Source organism: Acidaminococcus hominis (assembly GCF_022484025.1).
GTDB lineage: Bacteria > Bacillota > Negativicutes > Acidaminococcales > Acidaminococcaceae > Acidaminococcus > Acidaminococcus hominis.
This window is the reverse complement of the sequence record NZ_JAKVMG010000001.1, coordinates 766168-791842: the sequence shown is the minus strand read 5'-3', so window position 1 is coordinate 791842 and position 25675 is coordinate 766168. Positions and strand designations below refer to the sequence as shown.

General features: G+C 53.2%; 25 protein-coding genes and 1 tRNA gene. 22 read left to right on the top strand and 4 right to left on the bottom strand.

All coding sequences use genetic code 11. The features are described from left to right. Position 1 precedes the first annotated feature (1 nt). The 22 genes from LKE88_RS03315 (at position 2) to LKE88_RS03210 (ending at position 22635) form a co-directional block, all read left to right on the top strand. The gene (locus LKE88_RS03315) at positions 2-2038 is read left to right on the top strand and encodes a bifunctional 4-hydroxy-3-methylbut-2-enyl diphosphate reductase/30S ribosomal protein S1 (protein WP_105325415.1); all 2037 of its coding nucleotides are present in this window, start codon (positions 2-4) and stop codon (positions 2036-2038) included. Positions 2039-2054: 16 nt separating this feature from the next. Beyond that, entirely contained in the window at positions 2055-3122 is a 1068-nt protein-coding gene (fni, locus tag LKE88_RS03310) for a type 2 isopentenyl-diphosphate Delta-isomerase (RefSeq protein WP_105325416.1), read from the top strand. Beyond that, positions 3123-4454: a ribosome biogenesis GTPase Der gene (gene der / locus LKE88_RS03305; RefSeq protein ID WP_105325417.1), complete on the top strand. Its 1332-nt coding sequence runs from the start codon at positions 3123-3125 to the stop codon at positions 4452-4454. Positions 4455-4467: 13 nt separating this feature from the next. Then, on the top strand, positions 4468-5091 hold the full coding sequence (gene plsY / locus LKE88_RS03300) for a glycerol-3-phosphate 1-O-acyltransferase PlsY (protein ID WP_105325418.1): 624 nt from the start codon (positions 4468-4470) through the stop codon (positions 5089-5091). Positions 5092-5096: 5 nt separating this feature from the next. Further along, a complete protein-coding gene (locus LKE88_RS03295; RefSeq protein ID WP_105325419.1) occupies positions 5097-6089 on the top strand; it encodes an NAD(P)H-dependent glycerol-3-phosphate dehydrogenase in 993 nt (330 codons plus the stop codon). Positions 6090-6161: 72 nt separating this feature from the next. Then, on the top strand, positions 6162-6614 hold the full coding sequence (locus LKE88_RS03290) for an ACT domain-containing protein (protein ID WP_105325420.1): 453 nt from the start codon (positions 6162-6164) through the stop codon (positions 6612-6614). Positions 6615-6630: 16 nt separating this feature from the next. Continuing rightward, positions 6631-7950: a homoserine dehydrogenase gene (locus tag LKE88_RS03285; RefSeq protein ID WP_105325421.1), complete on the top strand. Its 1320-nt coding sequence runs from the start codon at positions 6631-6633 to the stop codon at positions 7948-7950. A gap of 20 nt (positions 7951-7970) precedes the next feature. Then, positions 7971-8885: a homoserine kinase gene (thrB, locus tag LKE88_RS03280; protein ID WP_105325422.1), complete on the top strand. Its 915-nt coding sequence runs from the start codon at positions 7971-7973 to the stop codon at positions 8883-8885. Positions 8886-8945: 60 nt separating this feature from the next. Further along, positions 8946-9022 (top strand) — tRNA-Pro (locus LKE88_RS03275). A 133-nt stretch (positions 9023-9155) separates the two neighbouring features. Next, on the top strand, positions 9156-10766 hold the full coding sequence (locus LKE88_RS03270) for a peptide chain release factor 3 (RefSeq protein WP_158572337.1): 1611 nt from the start codon (positions 9156-9158) through the stop codon (positions 10764-10766). Positions 10767-10785: 19 nt separating this feature from the next. Further along, positions 10786-11544, top strand: a complete 759-nt coding sequence (locus LKE88_RS03265; RefSeq protein ID WP_231086298.1) for a WecB/TagA/CpsF family glycosyltransferase — start codon at positions 10786-10788, stop codon at positions 11542-11544. 66 nt (positions 11545-11610) lie between these two features. Continuing rightward, positions 11611-12252, top strand: a complete 642-nt coding sequence (locus LKE88_RS03260) for a phosphatidylserine decarboxylase (RefSeq protein WP_105325425.1) — start codon at positions 11611-11613, stop codon at positions 12250-12252. After that, positions 12249-12935 (top strand): CDP-diacylglycerol--serine O-phosphatidyltransferase, encoded by a 687-nt coding sequence (gene pssA / locus LKE88_RS03255; protein WP_105325426.1) that lies wholly within the window; start codon positions 12249-12251, stop codon positions 12933-12935. The genes LKE88_RS03260 and pssA overlap by 4 nt, the downstream gene beginning before the upstream one ends. A gap of 22 nt (positions 12936-12957) precedes the next feature. Further along, positions 12958-14250 carry a glycosyltransferase family 2 protein gene (locus tag LKE88_RS03250; protein WP_105325533.1) on the top strand — a complete coding sequence of 431 codons (1293 nt, stop codon included), beginning with the start codon at positions 12958-12960 and terminating at the stop codon, positions 14248-14250. Between the two features lie 195 nt (positions 14251-14445). Further along, positions 14446-15120 (top strand): HAD hydrolase-like protein, encoded by a 675-nt coding sequence (locus LKE88_RS03245; RefSeq protein WP_105325427.1) that lies wholly within the window; start codon positions 14446-14448, stop codon positions 15118-15120. Between the two features lie 5 nt (positions 15121-15125). Then, positions 15126-15935: an S-methyl-5'-thioinosine phosphorylase gene (locus LKE88_RS03240; RefSeq protein WP_105325428.1), complete on the top strand. Its 810-nt coding sequence runs from the start codon at positions 15126-15128 to the stop codon at positions 15933-15935. Between the two features lie 14 nt (positions 15936-15949). Continuing rightward, a complete protein-coding gene (locus LKE88_RS03235) occupies positions 15950-17230 on the top strand; it encodes an amidohydrolase (RefSeq protein WP_118286981.1) in 1281 nt (426 codons plus the stop codon). 16 nt (positions 17231-17246) lie between these two features. Then, positions 17247-18089, top strand: a complete 843-nt coding sequence (locus LKE88_RS03230) for a sulfide/dihydroorotate dehydrogenase-like FAD/NAD-binding protein (RefSeq protein WP_105325430.1) — start codon at positions 17247-17249, stop codon at positions 18087-18089. Further along, positions 18074-19474 carry an NADPH-dependent glutamate synthase gene (gene gltA, locus LKE88_RS03225; RefSeq protein WP_231086297.1) on the top strand — a complete coding sequence of 467 codons (1401 nt, stop codon included), beginning with the start codon at positions 18074-18076 and terminating at the stop codon, positions 19472-19474. Before LKE88_RS03230 ends, gltA begins: the two co-directional genes overlap by 16 nt. A gap of 18 nt (positions 19475-19492) precedes the next feature. Beyond that, positions 19493-20653, top strand: coding sequence for a hypothetical protein (locus LKE88_RS03220; protein WP_105325431.1), 1161 nt, complete (start codon positions 19493-19495; stop codon positions 20651-20653). A gap of 201 nt (positions 20654-20854) precedes the next feature. Continuing rightward, a complete protein-coding gene (locus LKE88_RS03215) occupies positions 20855-21340 on the top strand; it encodes a hypothetical protein (protein ID WP_105325432.1) in 486 nt (161 codons plus the stop codon). A 98-nt stretch (positions 21341-21438) separates the two neighbouring features. After that, a complete protein-coding gene (locus LKE88_RS03210; RefSeq protein WP_105325433.1) occupies positions 21439-22635 on the top strand; it encodes a hypothetical protein in 1197 nt (398 codons plus the stop codon). Between the two features lie 88 nt (positions 22636-22723). On the opposite strand, the gene LKE88_RS03205 is transcribed toward LKE88_RS03210, so the two are convergent. The 4 genes from LKE88_RS03205 to LKE88_RS03190 form a co-directional block, all read right to left on the bottom strand. Next, positions 22724-23047 (bottom strand): hypothetical protein, encoded by a 324-nt coding sequence (locus LKE88_RS03205; RefSeq protein WP_118286980.1) that lies wholly within the window; start codon positions 23045-23047, stop codon positions 22724-22726. Between the two features lie 41 nt (positions 23048-23088). Next, positions 23089-23514: a hypothetical protein gene (locus LKE88_RS03200; RefSeq protein WP_158572336.1), complete on the bottom strand. Its 426-nt coding sequence runs from the start codon at positions 23512-23514 to the stop codon at positions 23089-23091. Between the two features lie 211 nt (positions 23515-23725). Then, positions 23726-25135 (bottom strand): IS200/IS605 family accessory protein TnpB-related protein, encoded by a 1410-nt coding sequence (locus tag LKE88_RS03195; protein WP_276802743.1) that lies wholly within the window; start codon positions 25133-25135, stop codon positions 23726-23728. A gap of 52 nt (positions 25136-25187) precedes the next feature. Beyond that, positions 25188-25589 (bottom strand): hypothetical protein, encoded by a 402-nt coding sequence (locus LKE88_RS03190; protein WP_105325437.1) that lies wholly within the window; start codon positions 25587-25589, stop codon positions 25188-25190. Positions 25590-25675: the final 86 nt, after the last annotated feature.

The following is a 25675-nucleotide window of genomic DNA, read 5'->3' as shown; positions in this document are numbered from 1 at the left end:
TATGGAAATTTATGTAGCAGACCCCTGCGGATTTTGTTATGGTGTAAAAAGGGCGGTTGACATTGCACAAACCCCCATAAAAGGGTATAATGATAGTATTGCCACTCTGGGTGAATTGGTACATAATCCCCGCGTTGTAAAAAAACTAGAGCAACAAGGCGTTCTATGTAAGGAGAAGCTGGCTGATTTCTCGGCTGGTGATGTTGTCATATTCAGATCCCATGGGGTTGGGCCCGACGTTTATGCGGAGGCCCAACAGCGTGGATTACACGTCGTCGATGCCACTTGTCCTCATGTGCTGAAAGCACAAAAAACGGCTGCCGAACTGGCCAGTGAAGGTCGTTTTGTGATTATCATTGGGGAAAAGCGTCATCCTGAGGTGCAAAGTATTAAGGCTTGGGCAGGGCAGGATTCCCTGGTCATCGAAACTTCTGATGACCTGGTATCTCTTCCTGTAAAAGATAAGTATGGGGTAGTCAGCCAGACAACTTTTGAAGCTGAGAAGTTTAACCTTCTGCTTCGTATGGCTCAAGAGAAATGCCCGGGAGACTACAAAGTGGTGCGCACCATCTGTACTGCCACAGCAGACAGACAAGGCGCTGCACGGGAACTGGCAGGCAAGGTTGACGTATTCTTCGTGTTTGGCGGCAAGAACAGCGCCAACACCAGACATCTGTACGACATTGCTGCAAGTCTGAATCCCCGTTCTTATCACTTACAGGACGCCAGTGAGATTACTGCATCCATGCTGGCCGGAGCAGGAAAAATAGGCATTACTGCTGGTGCATCTACACCGCAGGAAATTATTGAGGAGGCTATTGGAACTATGGAAACAATGGAAAGTTTGTTGGGCGAACAGGAGAGCATGAAATTACACATTGGCATGATTGTGGAAGCTACGGTGGTAGCTGTAACTTCCGATGAAGTCGTCGTTGACTTCGGCTATCAAAGTGAAGGGTCTGTGGCCTTCGACCAATGGACTTTGGGCGGTACCAAGGAAACCGTAGCCCCCACCGTTAAAGTTGGCGACAAAGTGACCCTGAAGGTTATTGCCAGCGAAAACCAAGATGGTTTGGTTGTTCTGTCCAGAACCAAAGCTGAAGCTGATCAAGCTTGGCTGAAACTGCCGGAACAATTGGCAGAAGTAAAGACTGTTACGGTCAAAGGCCTGAGAGCAGTAAAGGGCGGTTTGACTGTTTCCTATAATGGTTTGACTGGCTTTATCCCTGCATCCCACCTGGACCTGAAACATGTGGATGATGTGAAGGAATATGAAGGCAAGGAACTGGAAGTTGCCCTGCTGGAAATCAACCCTGAAAAGAAACGTCTGGTATTCTCCCGCAAGAACGTCCTGAGAGAAGAACGGGCTGCCAAGAACCAGGCTTACAAGGAAGAACGCGCTCGTCGTGAAGAAGAACGCCATGAAGCTTTGGAAAAAGCTTTCGAAACCTTCCATGAAGGCGAAACGGTGGAAGGTACCATTAAGAGCATTGTTGACTTCGGTATGTTTGTGGAAATCGCTCCGTTCGTACAGGGCCTGGTACACATCTCCGAAATCTCCTGGGACCGCAGCGTGAAACCGGCTGACCTGTACAAAGTTGGCGACAAGGTAAACGTTTACATCAAAGGCTTGGATCAGGAAAAAGGCCGTATCAGCCTGTCCATCAAAGCTCTGCAGGAAGACCCCTGGGAAGCTGCTGCCAAAGACATCAAAGTTGGCGATGTTGTAACCGGTAAAGTGGTACGGTTCCTGCCCTTCGGCGCAATCGTTAAACTGAACGAAGAAAACGAAGGCATGATCCACATCTCCGAAATCGCTGAACAGCGCATTGAAAAACCGGAAGATGTTCTGGAACTGGGCCAGGAAGTTAAAGTAAAGGTGCTGCGTGTTGACACCGAACATAAGAAAATTGCTTTGAGCATCACCAAAGCCAAAGAAGACGCTGAAAAAGCTGAAATGCGTCAATACCTGGGCAAGAAGGGCACTCTGTCCCAAGGCCTGGGCGAAAAGCTGGCTGAAGCCGAAGCTGAAAAATAAGAGGAGTTCGTACTAGATGAAAAGCCGGGAGAGTCGTAAACTAGATCATATCAGGTATGCAGTAAGCCTCGAGGATGGTCCTTGCGCCACCGGCTTTTCTGATATACGGGTCATGCATAACTGTCTGCCCCGGGTGAATCGTGATAAGGTAAGCCTTGTCACGGCTTTGCCCGGGGTTGGGCCGTTATCCAACCCTGTGATTCTCAATGCTATAACAGGCGGAGCCGGTCCGGTGAAAGCCATCAACGAGCAACTGGCGCTGGTGGGCCGGGAGACTGGGTGTGCTATGGCTGTGGGGTCCCAATATGGGGCGGTAAGGTCCCAGCTGCATGACGATACTTTTTCTGTGGTTCGCAAGCTTTACCCCAAGGGCATCCTGTTTGCCAATATCAGTGCCCTGGCCACCGTGGACGAAGCACGGCGGGCAGTGGCTATGATTGAGGCCCAGGGGCTGCAAATCCACCTGAATCCAGCCCAGGAGCTGGCCATGGAGGAGGGGGACCGGGACTTTAGCCGGTGGAGTGAGCATATTGCCCAAATCTGCCAGAAGGTGGAAGTACCCGTCATTGCCAAGGAAACGGGCTGCGGTATGGCCCGGGAGCAGGCTCAGGAACTGCTGGACTGCGGGGTCACCCTATTAGATATTGGGGGCGCCGGCGGTACCAATTTTCCTGCCATTGAAGGCTGCCGCTATCCGGAAGGCAACCGGGAACTGGCGGAGTGGGGCATTCCCACCGCGGTTTCCCTTGCGGAAGTGGTGGGCGTGAGAGGCTGGCAGCAGGGCATCATTGCGTCGGGCGGTATCCGTTCGGCCCTGGATATCCTGAAGGCACAGCTTTTGGGCGCCAATGCGGTAGGCATGGCCGGAAATGTGCTGAAGTGGGTAGTGGAAGACGGTACAGAAGCCGCCATTACCCGGATGAAACAGTGCCTGGAGGCACTGAAGGACTTTTATGCCCTGACAGGCTGTGAGCAGATAGGCCAGCTCCGGCAGGTCCGTTACTATGTAACGGGTGAACTGGCAGAGGCCCTCCGCTGGTTATCCCAGGATGAACCGGAGAATATAAGCGAAAGAGGAATTTAAATGAGTAAACCCATAGTTGCCATTGTCGGCAGACCCAATGTCGGCAAATCAACGCTGTTTAATATATTTGCAGATAGCCGGATTTCCATTGTGGAAGATACCCCCGGGGTTACCCGGGACCGTCTGTACGCAGATGCAGAATGGCTGGACCGGAAGTTCACCATGGTGGATACGGGCGGTATCGAAATGCAGAATACCGACTCCATCGCGGTTTCCATCCGGCAGCAGGCAGAAATTGCCATTAAGGAAGCAGACGTCATCTTGTTTGTCTGCGATGCCCGTACCGGCATTACCATCGATGACGAGGAAGTGGCCAAGATGCTGCGCCAATCCCGGAAACCGGTGGTACTGGCTGTAAACAAGGCTGATACCCCCAAACAGGAAAACGATGCCTACGAATTCTATAATCTGGGCATTGGTGAACCTTACATGATTTCCGCTTCCAACCGCCTGAACCTGGGCGATTTGCTGGATGCGGTGGTAGAGAAGTTCCCCCCTGCCTCGGATGATGACGACGATAACGACGATGTAATCAAGGTTGCCATTATCGGCCGCCCTAATGTAGGCAAATCTTCCATCTTTAACGATATTATTGGCCAGACCCGGTCCATTGTCAGTGACGTGGCCGGCACCACCCGGGACGCCATTGACGTACCGGTGATGAAAGATGGCCAGACCTATCTGTTCATTGATACCGCTGGTATGCGCCGGAAGGGCAAAATCGATGAACCCATCGAAAAATACAGCATTATCCGTACCCTCCGGGCCGTGGACCGGTCCGACGTAGTGCTCATGGTGCTCAGCGCCGTGGAAGGCATTACCGAACAGGATAAGAAGATTGCAGGCTATGCCCACGAAGCCGGCAAAGGCATTGTCATCGTGGTAAACAAGTGGGACCTGTACCCCAACAAGGGCAACAATTCCACGGTGGAATTTACCGATAAGGTCTACAAGGAACTGATTTTCATGCCCTATGCCAACATTGCTTTCGTGTCGGCCCTGACCCAGCAGCGGATTTCCCGGCTGCCGGAAATGATCAAGGACGCTGCCGAAGCCAACAGCATGAGAATTTCCACTTCCGTCCTGAACCAGGTGATTACCGACGCTGTGGCGATGAACCAGCCACCCCAGGAAAAGGGCAAGCGCCTGAAGATTTTGTATACCACTCAGGTGAAGGTCAAACCGCCTACCTTCGTGATTTTCTGCAACGAACCGGAGATTATGCACTTCTCCTACCAGCGGTATCTGGAAAACAAGCTGCGGGAAGCCTTTGGCTTCAGAGGCACCCCCATCAACATCATTGTCCGGGGCAAGAATGAGGACAACCAGTAAGGCGGGATAAACCATGGATTATGTAATTGGTATTCTGATTGGTTATCTGCTGGGCTCCATTCCCTGCGGCCTGGTCCTGGTGAAAGCCGTCTGCGGGATTGATATCCGGGACTATGGCAGCCACAACATTGGCGCCACCAACGTTTTCCGTACGGTGGGGGCTCGGATGGCTTCCTTCGTGCTTTTGGGGGATTTGGGCAAGGGAGCACTGGCCCTATGCCTGACCAACCATCTGGTTTCCAGTGATCTTGGGGTGCTGTTGGCCACGGCCGTTGCGGCCCTGGCTGGCCATAGCTTTTCCCTGTTCCTTCATTTTAAGGGGGGTAAAGGGGTTGCTACCGGCCTTGGCATCCTGCTGTACTTTATGCCGGAAGTTTCTGTGTTTGCCCTGACCCTGTGGCTGGCTATTGTGTATGTGAGCCGCTACGTTTCCCTGGGCTCCATTGCGGCGGCGTTTGCCACCCCTCTGGCAGCCTATTATCTGGGCTATGACTACCGGCTGGTGGTTTTCACGGCTTTTTGTGCGGCTGTGATTATCGCCCGGCATTACGAAAATATGGTCCGTTTGGTCAACGGTACCGAAAACAAAATAAAACAAGGTCATTTTTCCAAGAAGAACAACACGCCAAAGGAGTAAGCTTTATGAAAATTGCTGTTATTGGCGCTGGCAGCTGGGGAACCGTCCTGGCTCAGATTCTGGCAGACAACGGACACGAAGTCTGCCTCTGGGCCCGGAATCCCCAAAAGGCTGACCAGATCCAACGTACTCGGAGAAACCAAGATTACCTTCCGGATTTGGAACTTTCTCCTTCCATTTTGGTAACCCATGACCTGCAGCAAACCATCGAACGAGCCTCTGTGCTCGTTTTTGTCGTTCCATCCAAAGGAATGGCTGCGGTGGCCCAGCAGGCCGCGGCCTTTACCGACTGCCGGGAGCAGATTCTCCTTTCCTGTACCAAAGGGTTTGACCTGGCTACAGGGAAGCTGATGACGGATATTCTGGAAGAAACGTTCCCCCAGGCCAAAGCGGTGGCAGCGCTCAGCGGCCCCAACCTGGCCAAGGAAATTGCCAAGCGGCAGCCCGCTGCTTCCGTCATTGCCTGCAAGGATTTGAAAATTGCCAAGGCTTTGCAGAAGATTTTTATCAATGGATATTTCCGGCCCTACACCAGCCGGGACGTTATCGGGGTAGAGCTGTGCGGCTGCAGCAAGAACTGCATTGCCCTGGTCAGCGGCATTCTGGCCGGCCTGGGCTTTGGGGAAAACAGCCAGGCAGGACTCATTACTCGTGGCCTGGCGGAAATCACCCGCCTGGGGGTGAAAATGGGCGCCAAACGGGCTACTTTCTCCGGCCTTGCCGGGGTGGGGGACCTGGTGGCTACCTGCAGCAGCCCCCTGAGCCGGAACCGTTCCGCAGGGGTGGCCCTGGCCCAGGGCAAGAGCCTGGAAGAAATTACCCAGGGAACCCATATGGTCATCGAAGGCATCAATGCGGCGCCGGTGGTGCGGCAGCTGGCCCTGGCCCATGGGGTGGAAATGCCCATTATTGAGCAGCTGTACCAGGTACTTTTTGCCAAAAAGTCCGTGGAGATAGCCATTGCAGATTTAATGAAACGGGTTGCCAAGAAAGAGTAGTATTTTTAGAAGACTTGTGTTATAATGTCTACCTAAGAAGGATAAAAATTCTTATGAAAAGGATAGAGGCCGATGAACAACGATAAAAAATCCGAATTTTACCTGGTAAGAGAAGAAATTCTGCCGGAAGCTATCAAAAAGACCATTATGGTCAAAGAAATCTTGAAACGGGGCAAAATGAGGACGGTCAATGAAGCCGTAGCCAAGGTGGGCTTGAGCCGGAGCGCCTACTACAAGTATAAGGACTACGTGTTCCCGTTCTACGATGCCAGCAAGGAAAAGGTGATCACCATTTCCCTGCTGCTGGAACATAAGCCCGGGGTACTGTCCAGCGTACTGAATACCATTGCCGGCGACGGGGGCAGCGTCATCACCATCAACCAGGGGGTTCCCCTGCAAGGTGTTGCCAACACCACCATTTCTGTAGAAACCAAGTACCTGACCATTGACATGGAAGCTTTGCTGGACAAACTGCGTCTCATTGACGGAGTAAAACGCCTGGACGTATTGGGACAGGTGGACTAAAGGGGATCGATTTGCGATGAAAAAGGAAATCAATATTGGCTTATTGGGCGCTGGCACGGTAGGCGGCGGCGTCATCCTGGTTTTGAAAAACAACTGCGCACTGATTACGGAACGGGTGGGGGTTCCTGTCCGTATTAAGACTGTTCTGGCACGTCACCCGGAAAAGGTCACCGCGCTGGACCCCACCTTGAAAACCACGGACAACATCGAAGACATTATTGGGGATCCGGATATCGACATTGTGGTAGAGCTGATTGGCCGGGAGCATCCTGCCCTGGACTATATGCTGGCTGCCCTCAGGGCCGGGAAAAATGTTGTAACAGCCAATAAGGACGTAGTAGCCGAGCACGGCAAGGAACTCTTTGACCTGGCGGCAGAAAAACACGTGGATTTCCTTTTTGAGGCTGCGGTAGCAGGAGGCATTCCCATTATCCGTCCGCTGAAGGAATCTTTGGCGGCCAACCGGATTGACCAGATTATGGGCATCATCAACGGCACCACCAACTATATGCTGACCAAAATGACCGAGGACCATATGGACTTTGCAGAAGTCCTGAAGGAAGCTCAGGATAAGGGCTACGCCGAGTCCGACCCCACCGCCGATGTAGGCGGCTGGGACGCTGCCCGGAAACTGGCTATCCTGGCCTCCATCGGCTTCAACAGCCGGGTGTCCCTGAAAGATGTCAGCGTGGAAGGCATTGAGAAGGTATCCCTGCGGGATATCGAATACGCCGACGAGCTGGGCTACGTGGTGAAGCTTTTGGGTATTGCCAAGCAGAAAGAAGGCAAGGGCATCAGCGTCCGGGTACATCCCACCATGCTGCCGAAGAACCATCCTTTGGCCACCGTTAATGATGTGTTTAACGCCGTCTTCGTTAAAGGCGAACCGGTGGGCGAAACCATGTTCTTTGGCCAGGGAGCCGGCCGGATGCCTACTGCCAGCGCTGTCTGCGGGGATATCCTGGAATCCACCCGGAATATTCTCCACGGCTGCACCGGCCGGGTAGGGTGCACCTGCTACGAGCAGAAACCCTTTATGGGCCCCAAAGACATCTACTCTCCCAGCTACGTACGTATGCTGGTGCAGGATCGGCCCGGTGTCTGGGCCGCCATTGCCACCGCTTTCGGTGACAACGAAGTCAGCTTGAAGACCGTTGTGCAAAAACGCTCCCTGGGGAACCTGGCAGAAATCGTGGTAATTACCCACGGGGTCTCCGAATATGCCCTGCGCAAGGCTGAAAAAGCCCTGTCCAACCTGAGTGTGGTCTCCCGGATCTGTAACATCATCCGGGTAGAAGACGACAGCCTGAACGAACAGCTGAAAGAGCAAAACTAAACCGAAAGGTCTTGGATACAATGGCAGCAATACGCAAGGTCACTGTACGGGTCCCTGCCACTTCCGCTAACTGCGGACCGGGCTTTGACTGCCTGGGACTGGCCTGCACCTTGTACAATACCTTTACTTACGAAATGATTCCGGAGGGAATCGTGATTGAAGCCCTGGGTCAGGACGCAGGGCTTTTGCCCCAGGGGAAAAACAACCTGGCGGCGGAATCCTTTTATATCCTGTGGGATAAATTGGGTCAGCCGGCTACGGGCATCAAAATCACCTCGGAAACCCAGGTGCCGGTTTCCCGGGGCCTGGGCAGCAGCTCCACCGCTGTGGTAGCCGGCCTGATGGCCGCCAACGCCTTGGCAGGGTCTCCCCTTGGCCAGGCAGACCTGGTGACGGAGGCTACCCTTATTGAAGGCCATCCGGACAATGTGGCGCCTGCAATTTTGGGCGGCATGACCATCAATGTCATGGAGGAGGGAAAAGTACGGAGCTTGAAACTGGCCCCGGCCAAACCTCTGAAACTGGTGGTCTTGGTGCCGGATATGCAGCTTTCCACGGCCAAAGCCCGGGCAGCCATGCCCAAGGCTATTTCCGTGCGGGATTCTGTGTACTCCACCAGCCGGGCTGCCCTCCTGATTGGCGCCCTGGCCACCGGCCGCTATGAATTCCTTTCTACGGCCTTGCAGGACAAGATTCATACGCCTTACCGGCTGCCTCTGATTCCAGGGGCCCAGGAGGCGTTAAAACGGGCTCAGGAGGCCGGAGCGTACCAGGCTGTTATCTCTGGTTCCGGCTCCACGCTCATGGCTTATGCGCCAGTTGACGCAGATCTGGAGACCATTGGCAGGGCCATGCGTGAGCCCTTTACGAAACGTAAGATTGACACCACGGTGCACCTTTTGGACCTGGATTTTGAGGGCGCAAAAATTTTTTAAAAAAGTTTTGGAAAAACGCTTGACGAATGGTTCAAAACACCGTATAATAGCTCTTGTGTTCGGGGCGTAGCGCAGTTTGGTAGCGCGCTTCCTTGGGGTGGAAGAGGTCGTGAGTTCGAATCTCGCCGCTCCGACCATTTAAATGAACTGGACGCCACAAAGGTTATCTTTGTGGCGTTTTTTCATGCAAAAATGACGAAAAATGCTATAATAAGATTGAATGTGCGGCTCCTTTTCAAAAGGACGCCAAGAAACGGAGGTTCAGCTTGCATGTCTGATCTGCAGGATAAGATTGCGAAAAGAAGAACGTTTGCTATCATTTCTCATCCGGATGCCGGTAAAACGACTCTGACTGAGAAATTATTGCTATATGGGGGCGCCATCCATTTGGCCGGCTCCGTAAAATCCAGAAAGGCCAACCGCCATGCGGTGTCCGACTGGATGGAAATCGAAAAACAGAGAGGGATTTCCGTTACCTCCAGTGTGCTGCAGTTCGACTACGACGGCTACCGGGTAAACATTCTGGATACCCCTGGGCACCAGGACTTCAGTGAAGATACCTACCGTACCCTGATTGCTGCCGACAGCGCCGTTATGCTGATCGACGCTGCCAAAGGCGTGGAACCTCAGACCAAGAAGCTGTTCTGGGTCTGCCACCGGAGAAAACTTCCTATCTTTACCTTTGTGAATAAATTGGACCGTTACGGCCGGGCCCCCATGGACTTGATGGACGAAATCGAGAAAGTGCTGCATATCAATGCTTTCCCCATCAACTGGCCCATTGGCGTGGACGGCCACTATATTGGCGTGTACGACCGGCTGAAGAAGCAGGTGGAGCTGTTTGACAACGACTCCAGTCACGGCTCCAAGATTTTGAAATCCACCACCGGTGACCTGAACGACCCGGCTATCCGGGAAGCCATCGGGGAAACCAATTACCAGAATCTCCTGGACGATATTGAGCTGCTGGATCTGGCCGGGGATGAATTTGACCTGGACAAGGTGAACGCAGGGGAACTGACCCCTATGTTCTTCGGGTCCGCCATGACCAACTTTGGCGTGCGCAGCTTCTTGGAAAAGTTCCTGGAACTGTCTCCCATGCCCCAGCCTCGCCACCTGAAGGACGGAGGCGTGGTAAAGCCTACCGACGAAACCTTCTCCGCCTTTATCTTCAAGATTCAGGCCAATATGAACCCGGCCCACCGGGACCGGATTTCCTTTATGCGCATCTGCTCCGGGGTGTTTGAAAAGGGCATGACCGTGTACCATGTCCAGGGGGGCAAGCCCGTAAAGCTGTCCCAGCCCCAGCAGTTCATGGCCCAGGAACGGACCACCGTAGAAAAAGCCTATCCTGGTGATATCATTGGGGTCTTTGACCCGGGCATCTTCACCATCGGGGATTCCCTGTGCGATGAAAAGCATCAGGTACAGTTTGAAGATTTCCCCATTTTCCCGCCGGAAATTTTCGCCAAGGTGCAGCCCAAGGACTCCATGAAGCGGAAACAGTTTGAAAAGGGCATTGTCCAACTGGCCCAGGAAGGCGCCATTCAGGTATTCCGCCAAAAGAATATCGGTATGGAAAGCTTTGTGGTGGGCGTGGTTGGCGTTTTGCAGCTGGAAGTACTGGAATACCGGCTGCTTAACGAATACGGCGCCAAACTGCTGATGGACCAGCTGCCCTACACCGTAGCCCGCTGGGTTTACGCCGACGATGCCGACGACATCCGGAACATCAAGGGCCTGGACAACGGCATGCTGGTGTACGACAAGCTGGACCGGCCGGTTATCCTGGTTTCCAACGAATGGAACCTGAACTGGATCCTGGAACGGAACCCGGGCATCAACTTTACCACCGTGCCCAGTGAAGCCAGAGCCATCTGACCCTGGGGAGGACCAGAACATGGATACAAGCAAGAAACCCGTAATTGATATCATGGGGGTTCCCGTGAGCCCCTTTTCCATGCAGGAAGCCGTAGCCTGGCTGCTGCAGCGGATTAAGGATAATAAAAAGACCCAGGTGGTGACCGCCAACGCGGAAATCATCATGATGGGCCTCCAGGATCCTCGGTATCTGGACCTGCTCCAGAAAACCGACCTGGTGCTGGCGGACGGCGCCGGCACGGTCTGGGCCGGCCGGACCCTGGGCTATACGGTGCCTGAGCGGGTGGCGGGCTTTGACCTGTTTGTCCAGCTGCTGAAACAGGCAGCGAAAACAGGGGAGACCATCTACCTGTTTGGGGCAGCACCGGGCATTGCCGAGGCCGCCAAAGCCAAGGCCGAAGAAATTGCTCCCGGGGTAAAGATTGTGGGCACCCGGAACGGCTACTTTAAGGAAGAAGAGTCCGGTGCCATTATTGACGAAATCAACCGCAGCGGGGCCCAAATCCTGTTTGCAGCCCTGGGGGCGCCTAAGCAGGAGTACTGGCTGGACAGCCATCGGGACGAACTGAAGCCCCCGGTCCGGGTGGGCCTGGGCGGCAGTTTCGACGTGCTGGCCGGCAAGATGGAACGGGCTCCCAAGTGGATGCAGGAAGCCTCCCTGGAGTGGCTGTTTCGGCTGTACAAGCAGCCCAGCCGCTTTGGCCGGATGCTGGCCCTGCCCAAGTTTGTGCTGGAAGTTTTGGGCACAAAATATGGCGTACTTCACAAAAAGAAATAACCTGGCAAGCATTAGACAAAGCTCGAATGTTGTATTATAATAAACAAAATAGGTGGAGGTGAAGTTGTGTCCAAATTTACAATCGTGAAAGAAGGGTATCCCTTTATTGGCATTTGCGCCATGGCGACTCTTCTGGTTGGGTATTTTGTAGGGGTGGACTTTGCCGTACTGCCTCTGGTCCTGACCGCGTATTTCACATATTTTTTCCGCAACCCCGATCGTCCCACCCGGATTGATCCCAGCATCCTGTATTCCCCGGCGGACGGTACCGTTATGGGGGTGGAGGGTTTCTACGATCAGGAATTTCTCAATGAACCTGCAATCAAGGTGACGATATTTCTTTCTGTCTTCAATGTGCATACCAACCGGGCTCCCATGGACGGCACCGTGACCTACCAGCGCTATACCTGCGGCGGTTACGAACCGGCCTACAAGAACTCGGCCCCCATTGTCAACGAACGGATGGCCATTGGCCTGGACAACGGGAAGAACCGTGTCCTGGTAATCCAGATTGCCGGGATTCTGGCCCGCCGGATTGTGTCCTGGACCTCCCTGGGCAGTACCCTGAAACAGGGCGAATGCTACGGGATGATCAAATTTGGCTCTTGCACGGAACTGGTAATGCCCAGATCCGTAGAAGTCATGGTAAAAAAAGGTGACAAGGTCAAGGGCGGATTAAGTATTATTGGGAGGCAGAAAGCAGAATGAATTATAGACGTATGGTTCCAAACAGCATCAGTGGCCTTAGCCTGGTGCTGGGAGTTCTGTCCATTTATCTTTCCATGGACCAGGAATTCACAAAAGCAGCAATCTTTATCATCTTGGCCATTCTGGCAGATTCCTGTGATGGCCGGGCAGCCCGGGCACTGGGCGTCAGCGGCCCCTTTGGGGTGGAAATGGATTCCCTGTGTGATGTCTGCTCCTTTGGCATGGCACCGTCTGTTTTGATTTATTGTTATTCCCTGCACCAGCTGGGTCTGGCTGGACAGATTATTTCCGCCATGGTTGCCTTCGGGGCAGCCCTGCGGCTGGCACGTTTTAACGTGAACGTATCCGCCATCCACGGTTATTTCCAAGGGATGCCTGCTCCGGCCGGCGCCTGCGTGGTGGCCACGTTCGTAGCCTCCGGTTTCCAGGTAAATCCGGTGCTGGTAGCCATCGGCACCCTGGGCGTTGCTGTGCTCATGTACAGTGAAGTCCGGTATCCTGATTTCAAGGGGAAGGGCAACCCGCTTTTCAAAGGGCCCGTGCTTGTTTCCTTCCTGATTGGTGCGTATCTGCTGTACATCAATGTGTCAGCTTGGCCCTTTGTCATCATGTTCACCTACACCCTGTGCGGTGTATTTAATGCTCTGTATGTAAAGGTGACTGGCAAGCAAGCCGGCCATTAAGAGGAGGAAGTCTGTGTTCATCATGAGCAGCTATTTTGATATTATTATGATTCCTCTGCAAGTGTTGATCGTTTTCTTTACGATTTACTACTTTACCATTTCCCTGTTCGGCATTCTGCCCCGGAAAAAGGAAAAGAAGATCCTGACCCCCAAAACCACTTTTGCGGTGGTTGTGGCTGCCCATAACGAGGAAAAGGTAGTTGGCCAGCTGGTGGATAACCTGAAGATGCTGCGTTATCCCAATGATATGTACGATATTTTCGTGGTAGCTGATAATTGCAGCGACCATACGGCGGAAGTGGCAGCTCGTGAGGGCGCCCTGGTGTACGAACGGCACAACACCAACGAAATGCAGCAAGGCAAGGGCTTTGCCCTGGAATGGATGTTCCAGAAGCTGTTTGCCCTGCCCAAGCAATACGATGCCGTGGTGATTTTCGATGCGGACAACCTGGTGCATCTGGACTTCCTGATGGAAATCAACAACCGGTACTGCAAAGGGGAACGGCTGATTCAGGGCTACCTGGACTCCAAGAACCCCAACGATACCTGGGTCAGCGGCGTGTTCGCCATTTCCTTCTGGATCATCAACCACGTTTGGCACTTGGCCAAATACAATATCGGCCTGTCCTCCGTCTTTGGCGGTACGGGCATGTGCATTTCCACCGATATTTTGAAGAAATACGGTTGGCAGGCTACCTGCCTTACCGAAGATATGGAATTTACCATGAAGTCCCTGCTGGAAGGGATTCCCACCACCTGGTGCCATGATGCCATTGTGTATGATGAAAAGGTGGTTACCTTCAAGCAGTCCTGGAACCAGAGAAAACGCTGGGCCCAGGGGCATTTCGATGTGGCTGAGCGGTATATCCCCAAGCTGCTGAAGGAAGGTATCAAGCGCCGGGATATCGTCATTCTGGACGGCATCATCGACCTGATTCAGCCTTACTTCCTGCTGATCTCCGCGTTCTTTGTTATCTGCAGCACCATCTACTCCTTTGTTCCTTTCTACACCAACGTGCTGTATGCCCTGCTGCCCTACGAAATCTGGCAGGTAATCGGGATTGGCCAGTATGTGATTCCGGCCATTATCCTCTTTAAGATCCATGCGGCTCCCAAGTCCTGGTTCTACACCCTGTTCTATCCGATTTTCGTATACAGCTGGATTCCCATTACCATGGCCGGCTTTATCCATCGCCATGAACACGCCTGGAGCCACACCCTGCATACCCGGAACATCAGCTTTAACGATGTGCTGGTGCCGGAAAGCGCAGAAGTGGGACCCAAGCAGATTATCCACACCAAAAAGAGAAACTAAAACAAAACCTGAAGCTGTGCAGCGCTGCACAGCTTCTTCTTTTTGGGCCAGGGAGGCCGCCGCTCCCTATAGGCAAGGAACTGCGGCGCACAGGGCGAAGGCGGCGGCCAGAGGGGCGCTGCAATGGTACTTGTGTTCACTTTACCTGGCAAATATGGTAAAATAAAAGGTGTATCTAACGCAAAGGAGTACCTTATGGCAATTCGAGGGATTTTATATGATTTTGACGGAACCTTGGCCAATACTACACCGTTAATTTTGGCCACCTTCCAAAAGACGCTGGAGCATTTCCTGGACCAGCCTGTGGAGCAGCAGGCCATCATCAACACCTTTGGCCTGCCTCTGCGCCAGGGCCTGTCCGTGGTAACGGGCATTACGGACCCGGACCGGATTGAGGAAATGGTCCAGTACTACCGGCACTACAATATCAAATGGCACGACCAGATGATTGAGCCCTTTCCCGGGGTGGCAGAAGGCTGTCAAAAGCTTCAGGAAAAGGGCATTGCCCAGGCCATCGTCACCAGCAAGTTCAAGGCCACCTGTCAGCGGGGTTTGGACTGCCTGGGGCTTTCCTCCTACATTGACGGAGGCATCATCGGGGCCCAGGAATGTCAGGCCCACAAGCCCGACCCGGAACCCATGGCCAGCGGCGCAGCCCTTTTGGGCCTTGCTCCGGAGGAATGCCTGTGCGTGGGGGACAGCCCCTACGACCTGTTAAGCGGACGGGCTGCCGGCTGCCGGGCTACGGTAAAAGTCGGTTGGTCGTCTTTTAAACAAGATTTTTTTGACGGCAAAATCCACCCGGATTACGTCATTGGGCAAGTCTCGGATCTCCTTTCGATTATTGATGAATTGAACCAGAAGAGGTGAGAAGATTGCGTAAAATCGGAATTATCGGAGGCACCGGCGTTGAAGATGCCTCCCGTTTTGGTACCCTGGAACCTGTAACCGTGAAAACCCCCTTTGGTGAGGCCCACTGCCTCAAGACCACCTTGAACGGCCACGAAGTGTATTTTATGGCCCGGCATGGAGCGAATCATTCCCTGCCTCCCCATAAGATCAACTATCGGGCCAATATTTTCGCCCTAAAGCAGCTGGGAGTCACAGAAATCCTGTCCTTTACGGCAGTAGGCTCCATCAACGTGGCCCTGCGGCCCGGCACCTTCGTGGTTTGCAGCCAGCTTTTGGATTTCACCAAAAACCGGGTGAACACCTTCTTTAACGGGGAGGGTGGCAAGGTGGCCCATGTGGATTTTGCTTACCCCTACTGTCCGGTGGTTCGGGAGCGGGTCATCCATGCTCTTATGCAGCTGGGGCTGCGCCACTGCAAGCAGGGTACCTACGTGGTTACCGAAGGCCCCCGCTACGAAACGGCGGCGGAGAACAAAATGTTCGCCTGTCTGGGCGGGGACGTGTGCGGCATGACCAATATGCCGGAAGCGGTCCTGGCCCGGGAAGCCGAAATCTGCTACGCCAACGTGTCCGTGGTTACCAATATGGGTTCCGGTTTTGCCCAAAGGGCTTTGTCCCACGAGGAAGTAACCGCTGCCATGGAACTCCAGGGCAGACAGATTCTTGCGGTGATGGAAGCCTATATTAAGGATACGGAAACACCCCTGCACAGCTGCAGCTGCCGCGAGGCCCTAAAGGAATACGGCGGCTTCCACTGTGAAGACTTTCAATAAAAAGGAGATTACCTATGAACTATGATGTGGTTTTGGCCAATGTGGAACTGGCTGCCGCCGGCAGCGGCAAACCCTGCTATATTGGCATTAAAGATCGGCGTATCGCCTATATCGGGCCGGATGCCATTACGGGCACCCAGACCATTGATGGACGGAACCACCTGGCGGTACCGGGCTGGGTCAACGCCCACACCCATACGGCCATGACGCTGTTCCGCAGCTATGCGGACGACATGGTGCTGATGGACTGGCTCCAGAACAAAATCTGGCCTATGGAAAACAACCTGGATGGCCGGGCAGTGTACTGGGGCAGTCTCCTGGGCATGGCGGAAATGATCCGCACGGGCACCACCTGCTTTGCGGATATGTATTTCTTCATGGACGAAACGGCCCAGGCAGCCCGGGACTGCGGCATCCGCGCGGTGTTATCCCGGGGACTTACCGGCGCCTCTGTGGCGGACGGTAAATCCCGGCTGGACGAAAACACGGAGCTGTACAAAAAGTGGCACGGCGCCTGCGATGACCGGATTCGGGTAATGTTTGGCCCCCACGCCCCCTATACCTGCAGCCCGGATTTCATCAAATCTGTGGTGGAACGGGCCGGCAGCCTGGGTGCAGAAATCCATATGCATCTGTCCGAAACCCAGGGAGAAGTGGACGACTGCCTGAAGCAGTACGGCAAGACCCCCATTGCCCTGATGGAAGACCTGGGCATGTTTGAACTGGGGACCCTGGCCGCTCACTGCGTCCATGTGACAGAAGAAGACCAGGCCATTATGGCCAAGCACCACGTCCGGGTGGCCCACAATCCTCAAAGCAACCTGAAACTGGCCAGCGGCATTGCCCCTGTGGCCAGTATGCTGGAAAAGGGCCTTACCGTAGGCCTGGGCACCGATGGGGCTTCCAGCAACAACAACCTGGATATGCTGGAAGAAGTCCGGCTGGCAGCGCTTTTGGCCAAGACCGAGTCCGGCAATCCCAAAGCCGTCCCTGCGGCCCAGGCTCTTGCTATGGGTACGGTCCAGGGCGCCAAAGCCGTGGGCTACGATGACCTGGGACAGCTTGCCGTAGGCCAGCGGGCCGATATCGTGCTCTATAATATGGATTCACCGCATTGGTACCCCCGGCATGACCGGGTTTCTCTCCTGGTGTATGCTGCTTCTGCCCAGGATGTGGACACCGTTTTGGTAGATGGCCGCGTCCTGCTCCAGAACAAGGAACTGACCACCATTGATTTGGAAAAGGTCATTTTTGAGGTCAACCGGTGCATTGAATATGTTTTGCCCAAAAATTAAAGGGGAGTGATTCATTGTGGCAAAAGTACTGAAGAAGCTGCAGCTTGCGCCTGCAGTGTGGGAATTTGAAATTGAAGCACCGCTCATTGCCCATAAATGCCAGCCGGGCCAGTTTGTTATGGTCCTGGTGGATGAAGACAGCGAACGGATTCCTCTCACCATTGGCGATTTCGACCGGGAGCGGGGCACCATTACCCTGATGGTCCAGGCCGTAGGCGCCACCACCACCCATCTGACCCACGACTTTGAGGTAGGGGACGAATTCCAGCACGTACTGGGACCCTTGGGCCAGCCCTCTGAAATGGGCAAATTCGGCACCGTGGTCATGGTCTGCGGCGGTATCGGCGTAGCCCCCGTCCATCCCATTGCCCGGGCCTATCACGAACTGGGCAACAAGGTGATTACCATTATCGGCGGCCGCAGCAAGGACCTGATCCTGTGGCGGGACCGGATGGAAAAAATCAGCGATGAAGTAATCATCACCACCGACGATGGTTCTGACGGCATCAAGGGCTTTGTTACCGATCCGCTGCGAAAAATGCTGGAAGCCGGCACCAAAGTGGACCTGGTGGTAGCCATTGGACCCATCATCATGATGAAGAACGTGGCCAAGACCACCCTGCCTTTCCACGTGAAGACCACTGCCAGCCTGAGCTGCCTGATGGTGGACGGCACCGGTATGTGCGGCGGCTGCCGGGTGAAGGTAGGGGATGAAAGCAAGTTTACCTGCTGCGATGGTCCCGAATTCGACGCCCATCAGGTGGATTTTGACAACCTGATGACCCGTTCCAAGATGTACAAGGATCAGGAAGCGGAAGAATATAGTTGTGGGGGGCATTGCAAATGCGTGGCGGAATGAGAAATCCTATGCCGGAACAACCGGCGGACGTGCGGAACAAAAACTTTAAGGAAGTAGCCCTGGGCTACTCGGAAGAAGTGGCTGTGGACGAAGCCCAGCGCTGCCTGAACTGCAAGAACCCGCGCTGCGTACAGGGCTGCCCCGTGAATGTGGACATTCCCCAATTCATCCATGCCATTACGGAAAAGGACTTTGCCGGCTCCATTCGGATTCTGAAGGGCAAAAACGCCCTGCCCGCAGTGTGCGGCCGGGTCTGCCCCCAGGAAAACCAGTGCGAAAAAGTCTGCATCTTGGGCATCAAGGGAGAACCGGTGGCCATTGGCCGGCTGGAACGGTACGTGGCTGACCGGGCCCGGGAAGAGGGCACCGACCAGATTACCGAAGGCCTTGCCCCCAAAAACGGCATCAAGGTGGCTGTGGTAGGCGGCGGCCCGTCCTGCCTGACTGCTGCTGGAGACCTGGCCAAGCTGGGCTACGATGTAACCCTGTTTGAAGCCCTCCACAAGGTGGGCGGCGTGCTGATGTACGGGATTCCGGAATTCCGGCTGCCCAAGGACATTGTCCAGCACGAGGTTCAGGCCCTGAAGGACCTGGGGGTCAATATCATGACCGACGTGGTTATCGGCCGTACCTTTACCCTCCACGAGCTGCTGAATGAGGAAGGCTTCCAGGCTGTGTACGTAGGTACCGGCGCTGGGCTGCCCCACTTTATGCATATTCCCGGCGAAGCCCTGAACGGGGTGTACGCTGCCAACGAATTCCTCACCCGGGTGAACCTGATGGGAGCCTGGCAGTTCCCCAAGAAGGCCACTCCCGTATATGTAGGCAAGAACGTAGCCGTAGTAGGGGCCGGCAACGTGGCCATGGATGCTGCCCGTACGGCCAAGCGCCTGGGCGCAGAAAATGTCTACGTGGTCTACCGCCGCAGCGAAGCGGAAATGCCCGCCAGAAAAGAAGAAATCGAACACGCCAAGGCTGAGGGGATTCAGCTCCATATGCTGAACAATCCCTGCCGGATTGTGGGCGATGACAAGGGTTGGGTCAAAGGCATCGAATGCATCCGCACCCAGCTGGGCGAACCGGATGCTTCCGGCCGCCGTTCTCCTGTAGAAATCCCCGGCTCCAACCATGTGTTTGACGTGGATATGGTGGTAATGGCCATCGGCCAGGGGCCCAACCCGCTGCTCAAGCACACCACCCCGGATCTGGTTACCAACAAAAAGGGCCTGATTACCGTGGATGAAAACGAAGAAACCTCCATTCCCGGCGTTTTTGCTGGCGGCGACATCGTTACCGGTGCTGCCACCGTTATCTCTGCCATGGGTGCAGGGAAGAAGGCTGCCGTGGAAATCGACAAGTATATCAAAGAAAAAGCCAAAAAATAAAGAGAAAAGAAGGTCCCTATGAAAAAATTACAGCTGCTACTGGCCGCTGCTTCCTTGTTTTTGCTGAGCAGTACGGGTCTGGGTTCTTCTGCCCAGGCGGCGGAGAAAAAGGACCAGGTATTCAAGCCGGCCAGCGGCGGATACACCTTGACGGTGCCCCCGGGCAGCCAGGAAATCTACCATACCACCACCGGCATCCGGTTTACGGTGGGGAAGACCTTCCTGGTTTCCGCCGATTTGTACACCCTGCCTAACTTTGTTTCTGTGCCCATGCGCCAGTATTCCTCGGAACAGCAGAAGGAATTTACCAGCTTTATCGGGAAGGTCCAGGATATGCAGGATTCCACCATTGTGGAAGACGGCGTAAAGGGCAGTACCGGCCAAAGCGCTGCCGCCGACCGGCTGCGGGCTGTGCTGCGCCGGGTGAACAACCCGGAACTGATGCGGGCCCGGGAGGACGAAAAGTCCGGCTACGACCGGGACACCTTTACCTACGAAGCCATTCCCAAGGATTCCCTGAAAACCCGGCGGCCCTTTACTGTGGGCAAGGTTTACCAGCCCCAGAAGAACATTGCCCTGGTGGTGAATGTCAGTGCGCCCCAGGACCAGGAAGCGGCAGCCAGGGAGGCCCTGAAAGCCCTGACCAAGGATTTGTCCCTGGCCAAGGTTCGCTACACGGATATCAACCTGCTGACGGTGCCTTCCATGGGTTTTGAAATGGAAATCCCCAGCGGCTGGCGGATGTACACCCTGCGGGCGGACAATATCCTGTTTGGCCGTTCCCTGAGCTCCGTCCATACCGATGACCTGATGATCCGCCGCTTCAGCGACCCGTCCTTTGCAGAACTGGGCACTGCTACACCGGCCAACCTGAAGCAGGCCGAAAGCAATTTCCTGGACAAGGTGACTCGGTATACCCCCAACGTGACCATCCTGCGCCACGAACCCATTACCGTGGGGACCCTCAACGGCAGTCTGGCGGAATCCACCGACAACGAAGACCTGAAAAAGGTGTTCATCATCAATACCTATCTGATGAATCGCCAGGGCTCCGGGTTCCAGATCCGCTACGAAACCGATGATACCATCAACTATGATTTGAAGCTCAATGCCTTTAAACAATCCATTGAGTCCTTTACCCTTCTGCCGGACGCCCAAAACCGCGCACCCCAGCAGTAAAATTGGATATGTAAAAACGGAAAGTTCCTAAACGGGGCTTTCCGTTTTCTGTTTCAAAAGTATCAGCTTCTGGCCCTTCTCTAAGGGCGGAGCGCTTCTCCTGGATTTTTGACCAAAGTTGTGGGTATAATATTATCGAATTAGTGTGAATAATAACAGGTGCACCGCTGGTGCCTATGTATACAGAAAGAAGTGGTCAGTATGAAGAAATTTGGCGCAATCCTGGTGGCGGCGGCCTGCCTTCTGGCTCCCTGCTTTACCCAGGCAGAGGCCCAGGGAGTTGACTTTAACCCCAAACGCTGCGTCAGCGTGGCTTCTTCCCTAAGGGAGCAGACCTGGGTGGATTTGGACTCGGTAAAGGTGGTGCGGGAAGAAGCCCCCTATTACCAAATCAAGGCTCGGACCTTCTATCGGAACTACGAAAAGCATCAGGTGGTGGAAACCCTTGGTTACTATTACTATAATGCGGATAAAGGGGAGCTATATTCCGAGCCCCTGACCCTGATTATCCAGGACCGGCTCACGGGTAAAACCGAAACCCGGAAGGTAGTCCAGCCCCGGCTGATACCCGCTGCCTACCTGGACAAGGACTATATTGCCGGAAACCTGGTCTTTCACAAGGTATACGGCCGTTGGTTCAGCCCGGATTATCCCCAGTACCCGGAGGCCGGTGAAGCCAAGGGATAAAAACTGGTGCCTGGGAAACCGGGCCCAGTCTTTAGCAGCAATAAGCCGCCGGTCCCTAGGGAAACTGGGCGGAAACTAAAGAACGGAGGCGTTAGTGTATGGCAAGAGATACAGAAATGGATGCATTCTTGGGGAAATTGCCCCAAAAAGTGGTGGTCATCACCCGCCCGGACGATAACAAGGACAACCGGGATATTATCTACCAGGAAGTTACCGTAACCAGCCAGGGCAAGGGCATGGGAGCCATCTGGTGGCGGCCGGGAGAAGTGGTCACCGGCAAGCGCAAAGGGGAACCCTTTGCCTTCGAGACCCATGAGGAACTGGCCCGCCGGATAATGGAACGGGCCCAGAAGGTTGTGGCCTATTACCGGCTGGCTGCCATTACCGAGGAACGGGATCCGCTGAACCCGGAGGCAGAGGACCAGCCCTTCTGGCAGGTTATCCTGTACTACGAAGGAGGCAAAACCGTGGAGGCTGCCCATCTGCTGGAAGAAGAACCGGGCCGGCTGCCAGGCCTGTCCACCCTGATCCGCATGGCCTGCAAGCGGGAAGACCTGTCGCTGCTGGACGGCAATGCGGCAGACGCCCTGTATATGGAAATCCGCCTGAAGCCCGGTACGGACAACTCTGAAGGCAGTAAGGAAAAGTTTGTGGTGGATTTGGTGAAAAATAAGGCCAAGGTCACCCTGAAAGGGGACCACGGGGAAAAGCTCAGCGTTTCCCACCAAAATGATGAAATCGAAGTGTTCCGGGAAATCCTGCCCTGGCGGCAGGAAATCAAGGATAATTTTGACTTTCCCCAGGACCCCAAACCCGAAACCTATACCCTGTACGACCTGCGGGTAACCACCGCCGCCGGCAAGGAGCACCGGACCCGGAATATCTACGATGCGCCCCATTTGGCCAAAGATTGGGCCTACTTTATGGACGTAGCCCGGACCCTGTTCCCCCTGACCATCTACGCCGTGCTGTTCCAGGAAAAATCCTACAGCCGCCGGGCTCCCCGGCAGGGGGACGTGGCCCTGTGCCAGGTAGAACTAGCGGATGGCAAAAAGGCGTACTTCTGCTCCGATACGGACAATATCTATCCAGAAGACGTGGTCCGGGTACCGGGCCCAGAAGCTGGTACGGACCAGGAAGGCCGGGTGACCCAGGTGTTCTATGCCAATCCGGCGGATTCCCCCGTGCCCCTGCCGGAAGTAAAAACCATTTTGGAAATTGTGGAAACCTCCCGGGATCCCCTGGGACCGGACCCACTGCCCGAATGGACGCCCCAGCGGGACGAAATGGAGTGAGAACACCCTCCCGTATAGATCTACCATGAAATACCCCCCAGAAAGGCAAGCTGCCTCTCTGGGGGCTATTTATTTATTGCTTTACTGCCTACCACCAGCGGATGCCGGGGGTGACCCGGCTCCGCTTCCGGGCTGCCTGAGGCAGGGTTTTCAGCCGGGCCCTGACCTGCTTTTCCATTCCCATTTCAAAGTCCAGCAGGAACTTGTAGTCAACATTGCTCAGGGCCAAAAGCAAATCGGCATAGTCTGCTGGTGAGTACGGACTGAAAAGGGAATCAATCCGCTGAAAATTCCGCATTGCCCGTCCGTAGAATTCCAGATCCGATTCCCAGCCCAGCCTGTCTCGCAGCATTTGCAGCTGTTCAACCATTTTGTCGGAGGGCCGCCGGGGATACTCGTAAAGGTAGTCCAAATAATGGTTGAGATGGATTCCCAGGTTCTTGGCAGTGGGAGTCAGGTCGTCCTGATAGGCCAGGTGAGCAAACTGGTAGGCAAAAACTGCGCACCAGTTATAAAAGGCAGCCCCCCAGCATTTTTCTGCAAGAGAAAGTCCAGCATGGTTTGCCGCCAGCCCAGAAACTCCTCCATATGCCCCAGTTCGTAGCACTCTCGGGCCTTTTGCTGATAGTACTGCCAAATCAGGTCCTGAAAGGAATCTCCCGGCTTTGCGCCAGCCAGCAGCCTGTTCATATCCCAAAGGGTAATGGTATTTCTGTCACAAATATAGGCCACGTAGGGATTTTCCGCCAGCTCGGCTTCGCCCTTGGCAGTGCGCTGATACAGATGGTAGGAGAGCTCCTGAGCCGCTTTTTCCACCAGGCCTGCTTCCTGGAGCCGCAGGAGCATGATTTCCCGATAAAAGGAAGCAGAGACGCCCACCGTAAAATAAAATCATACAAAACAGGGTAAGACAAATTCCCAATGATTTCGAGTGTTACGGCACACTCATATTTACCAACAGCTCAATTCTGTTTCTCTTATTGCTAAGTGGCACAACAAAATATAACTGTTGTTGTCTATTTTATAGTTTCCGTTAAGTACAAGGACTGCAATCTCTTGAAAGCAGTTCTTTCTTAACGGAAGTTTTTGTTTATGAGGACTTCTTTTTGCTTATATATTCATCTGCGAAGCCCTGACCTCTACGAGCAATAACATAACTTGCTCCTTGGTGAATAATGAGTTTCTTTCTGTCACAATATTTTTGCTTTGCAATCTTGCTTGTATAAGCAGGATTGACTTGAATCAAATTAACATTTCGTTTAAAACAACAATTTTCGAAAGTTTCCTTATATCTCGAATAGTCAAAGGCATGAATTATTTTATTGTATGCCTTGCCTTGGGCTGACTTTGCTTTGATGACTTCTGACTTAGATTTTCTAAAGTCTAAATCTTCAATAACAATGTCTTTACCGACAGAAATTGCATAGTTTACAATCTTAGCAGTTATCTCTCGAATTTCGGACTTTGCTCTATTTCCCATACCATGATAATGCAAATCATAGTGTTTTAGCCCGACAAGATTTCCCGTTTCATTGGTCTCGGCAAGTTCGATAAAGCCATCATTGTAATCCAAGCCAATCGTTCCATACGTTTTTCGGGTCCTGTAGCTGTCGGTATCTATATCGAACGTTACCATAGCTTGCAGATAACACTTGCTGCCACGGAATACGATACGATAGCTAACGCCATGGCTTTTCTGTACAATGGTTTTTGCTAGCAAGCTGCTCATATACTTAAAAATACAAGCTCCATAAACGTACTCCCGAGCTTTTGTGTTCTTACGCAGCTGAATAACGAAACGATTACCTTTACCCGAGTGTACCATTGGTGTTAGTTGCAGTATCTGATTACAGCGAAATTCATCCTTCGCTCCGATATACAAGGAACGATTATCTCTCTGCTCACGGAAATGTTCCAGCCAGACCTTATGACTTGTCAGATTATTGTTTTCAAGATTATGCTGTGCATAAAACAGCTTCTTTGAGCCAAAGCAGAGATGCAAATCTTTGCTCTGAAGCTCTTTCAGCAGGTTAGCCTGCTTTTGTTTGAGGCGGTTAATCTTTTGACCCGTGTAAAAGATTTTCTCTTTTTGCCTGCGATAATATCTCAAAGCAGAAGGTGACAACTGATTGTTTCGAGCTTTTTCCTTCAAAGCAAATACTTGTTTACAAAGTTTATTCCGTTTACTGTAGAGTTTCGTTATTTTTCCACTCAACTGCTTATACTCATACCATTTCAACTGATATAAGCCTCGATATAAACCCTCGACTTCAGAGATAACAGAATTAGCAAAACGCTTGTTTACTCCAAATTGTATTTGTAAAAGCGTATTGAACTGGCTTTTCTTTACAGAAAACTTGCCGCCATTGTTATAACGATGCCACGCAAAGCGTAACATTCTGCCATAGAGAGCATTATACTCCTTGACGTATTTAATTAGATCAGCATTATCATTTTGATTGAGTCGTGTTTCAATCGTAAAAGTTTTAGAGACAATCACAGCATCACCTCCATTCTGTAAATTATTAATACTATTATATTACAAAATGCAATTATATTGTTCGAATTTTGTACAAAATAATCATGTTTATATGGCTTTGTATGATTTTTAGAAACTGCTGTTTAACCCCTCTTGCGGCTTCCCGCAACTCCGGCAGGGGAAGCGCCTTCAAGCAGGTGAGGGCAGGAGCGGGCTCAAGAAAACCGCGTTTTTCCAAGGAATGCAGCACTTCCTGGGGATATTTCAGGGTATAAGCCTCCCGCCAGGCGGCGGGAAAATGGTTCAGGCTTTTTTCGCTGAAAAAGGTGGGCGCAAAATACAGGAGCAGCAGCTCGTGGGGATAGAGCCCCCGCTTCGTGGGGACCGCACGCCGTTTCCGTGCTTCCAGAGCATCGTCTTCTACAGTAATTGTGGACTCCTCCCCCCGCAGGTCTTTGCTGTAAATTGTACTCATGGGCCCAACCTCTTTCGTTAAGAATTTTTAGCAATCATAGTATACCATAATTAACCCCCAGGAAAAGGCCTGGAAAGCCCAGCCCT

What these genes read in the sequence shown, in the direction of transcription:
- LKE88_RS03315 (WP_105325415.1), top strand. Translation starts at nt 2, where the DNA reads ATGGAAATTTATGTAGCAGACCCCTGCGGATTTTGTTATGGTGTAAAA.
- fni (WP_105325416.1), top strand. Translation starts at nt 2,055, where the DNA reads ATGAAAAGCCGGGAGAGTCGTAAACTAGATCATATCAGGTATGCAGTA.
- der (WP_105325417.1), top strand. Translation starts at nt 3,123, where the DNA reads ATGAGTAAACCCATAGTTGCCATTGTCGGCAGACCCAATGTCGGCAAA.
- plsY (WP_105325418.1), top strand. Translation starts at nt 4,468, where the DNA reads ATGGATTATGTAATTGGTATTCTGATTGGTTATCTGCTGGGCTCCATT.
- LKE88_RS03295 (WP_105325419.1), top strand. Translation starts at nt 5,097, where the DNA reads ATGAAAATTGCTGTTATTGGCGCTGGCAGCTGGGGAACCGTCCTGGCT.
- LKE88_RS03290 (WP_105325420.1), top strand. Translation starts at nt 6,162, where the DNA reads ATGAACAACGATAAAAAATCCGAATTTTACCTGGTAAGAGAAGAAATT.
- LKE88_RS03285 (WP_105325421.1), top strand. Translation starts at nt 6,631, where the DNA reads ATGAAAAAGGAAATCAATATTGGCTTATTGGGCGCTGGCACGGTAGGC.
- thrB (WP_105325422.1), top strand. Translation starts at nt 7,971, where the DNA reads ATGGCAGCAATACGCAAGGTCACTGTACGGGTCCCTGCCACTTCCGCT.
- LKE88_RS03270 (WP_158572337.1), top strand. Translation starts at nt 9,156, where the DNA reads ATGTCTGATCTGCAGGATAAGATTGCGAAAAGAAGAACGTTTGCTATC.
- LKE88_RS03265 (WP_231086298.1), top strand. Translation starts at nt 10,786, where the DNA reads ATGGATACAAGCAAGAAACCCGTAATTGATATCATGGGGGTTCCCGTG.
- pssA (WP_105325426.1), top strand. Translation starts at nt 12,249, where the DNA reads ATGAATTATAGACGTATGGTTCCAAACAGCATCAGTGGCCTTAGCCTG.
- LKE88_RS03250 (WP_105325533.1), top strand. Translation starts at nt 12,958, where the DNA reads ATGAGCAGCTATTTTGATATTATTATGATTCCTCTGCAAGTGTTGATC.
- LKE88_RS03245 (WP_105325427.1), top strand. Translation starts at nt 14,446, where the DNA reads ATGGCAATTCGAGGGATTTTATATGATTTTGACGGAACCTTGGCCAAT.
- LKE88_RS03235 (WP_118286981.1), top strand. Translation starts at nt 15,950, where the DNA reads ATGAACTATGATGTGGTTTTGGCCAATGTGGAACTGGCTGCCGCCGGC.
- gltA (WP_231086297.1), top strand. Translation starts at nt 18,074, where the DNA reads ATGCGTGGCGGAATGAGAAATCCTATGCCGGAACAACCGGCGGACGTG.
- LKE88_RS03220 (WP_105325431.1), top strand. Translation starts at nt 19,493, where the DNA reads ATGAAAAAATTACAGCTGCTACTGGCCGCTGCTTCCTTGTTTTTGCTG.
- LKE88_RS03215 (WP_105325432.1), top strand. Translation starts at nt 20,855, where the DNA reads ATGAAGAAATTTGGCGCAATCCTGGTGGCGGCGGCCTGCCTTCTGGCT.
- LKE88_RS03210 (WP_105325433.1), top strand. Translation starts at nt 21,439, where the DNA reads ATGGCAAGAGATACAGAAATGGATGCATTCTTGGGGAAATTGCCCCAA.
- LKE88_RS03190 (WP_105325437.1), bottom strand. Translation starts at nt 25,589, where the DNA reads ATGAGTACAATTTACAGCAAAGACCTGCGGGGGGAGGAGTCCACAATT.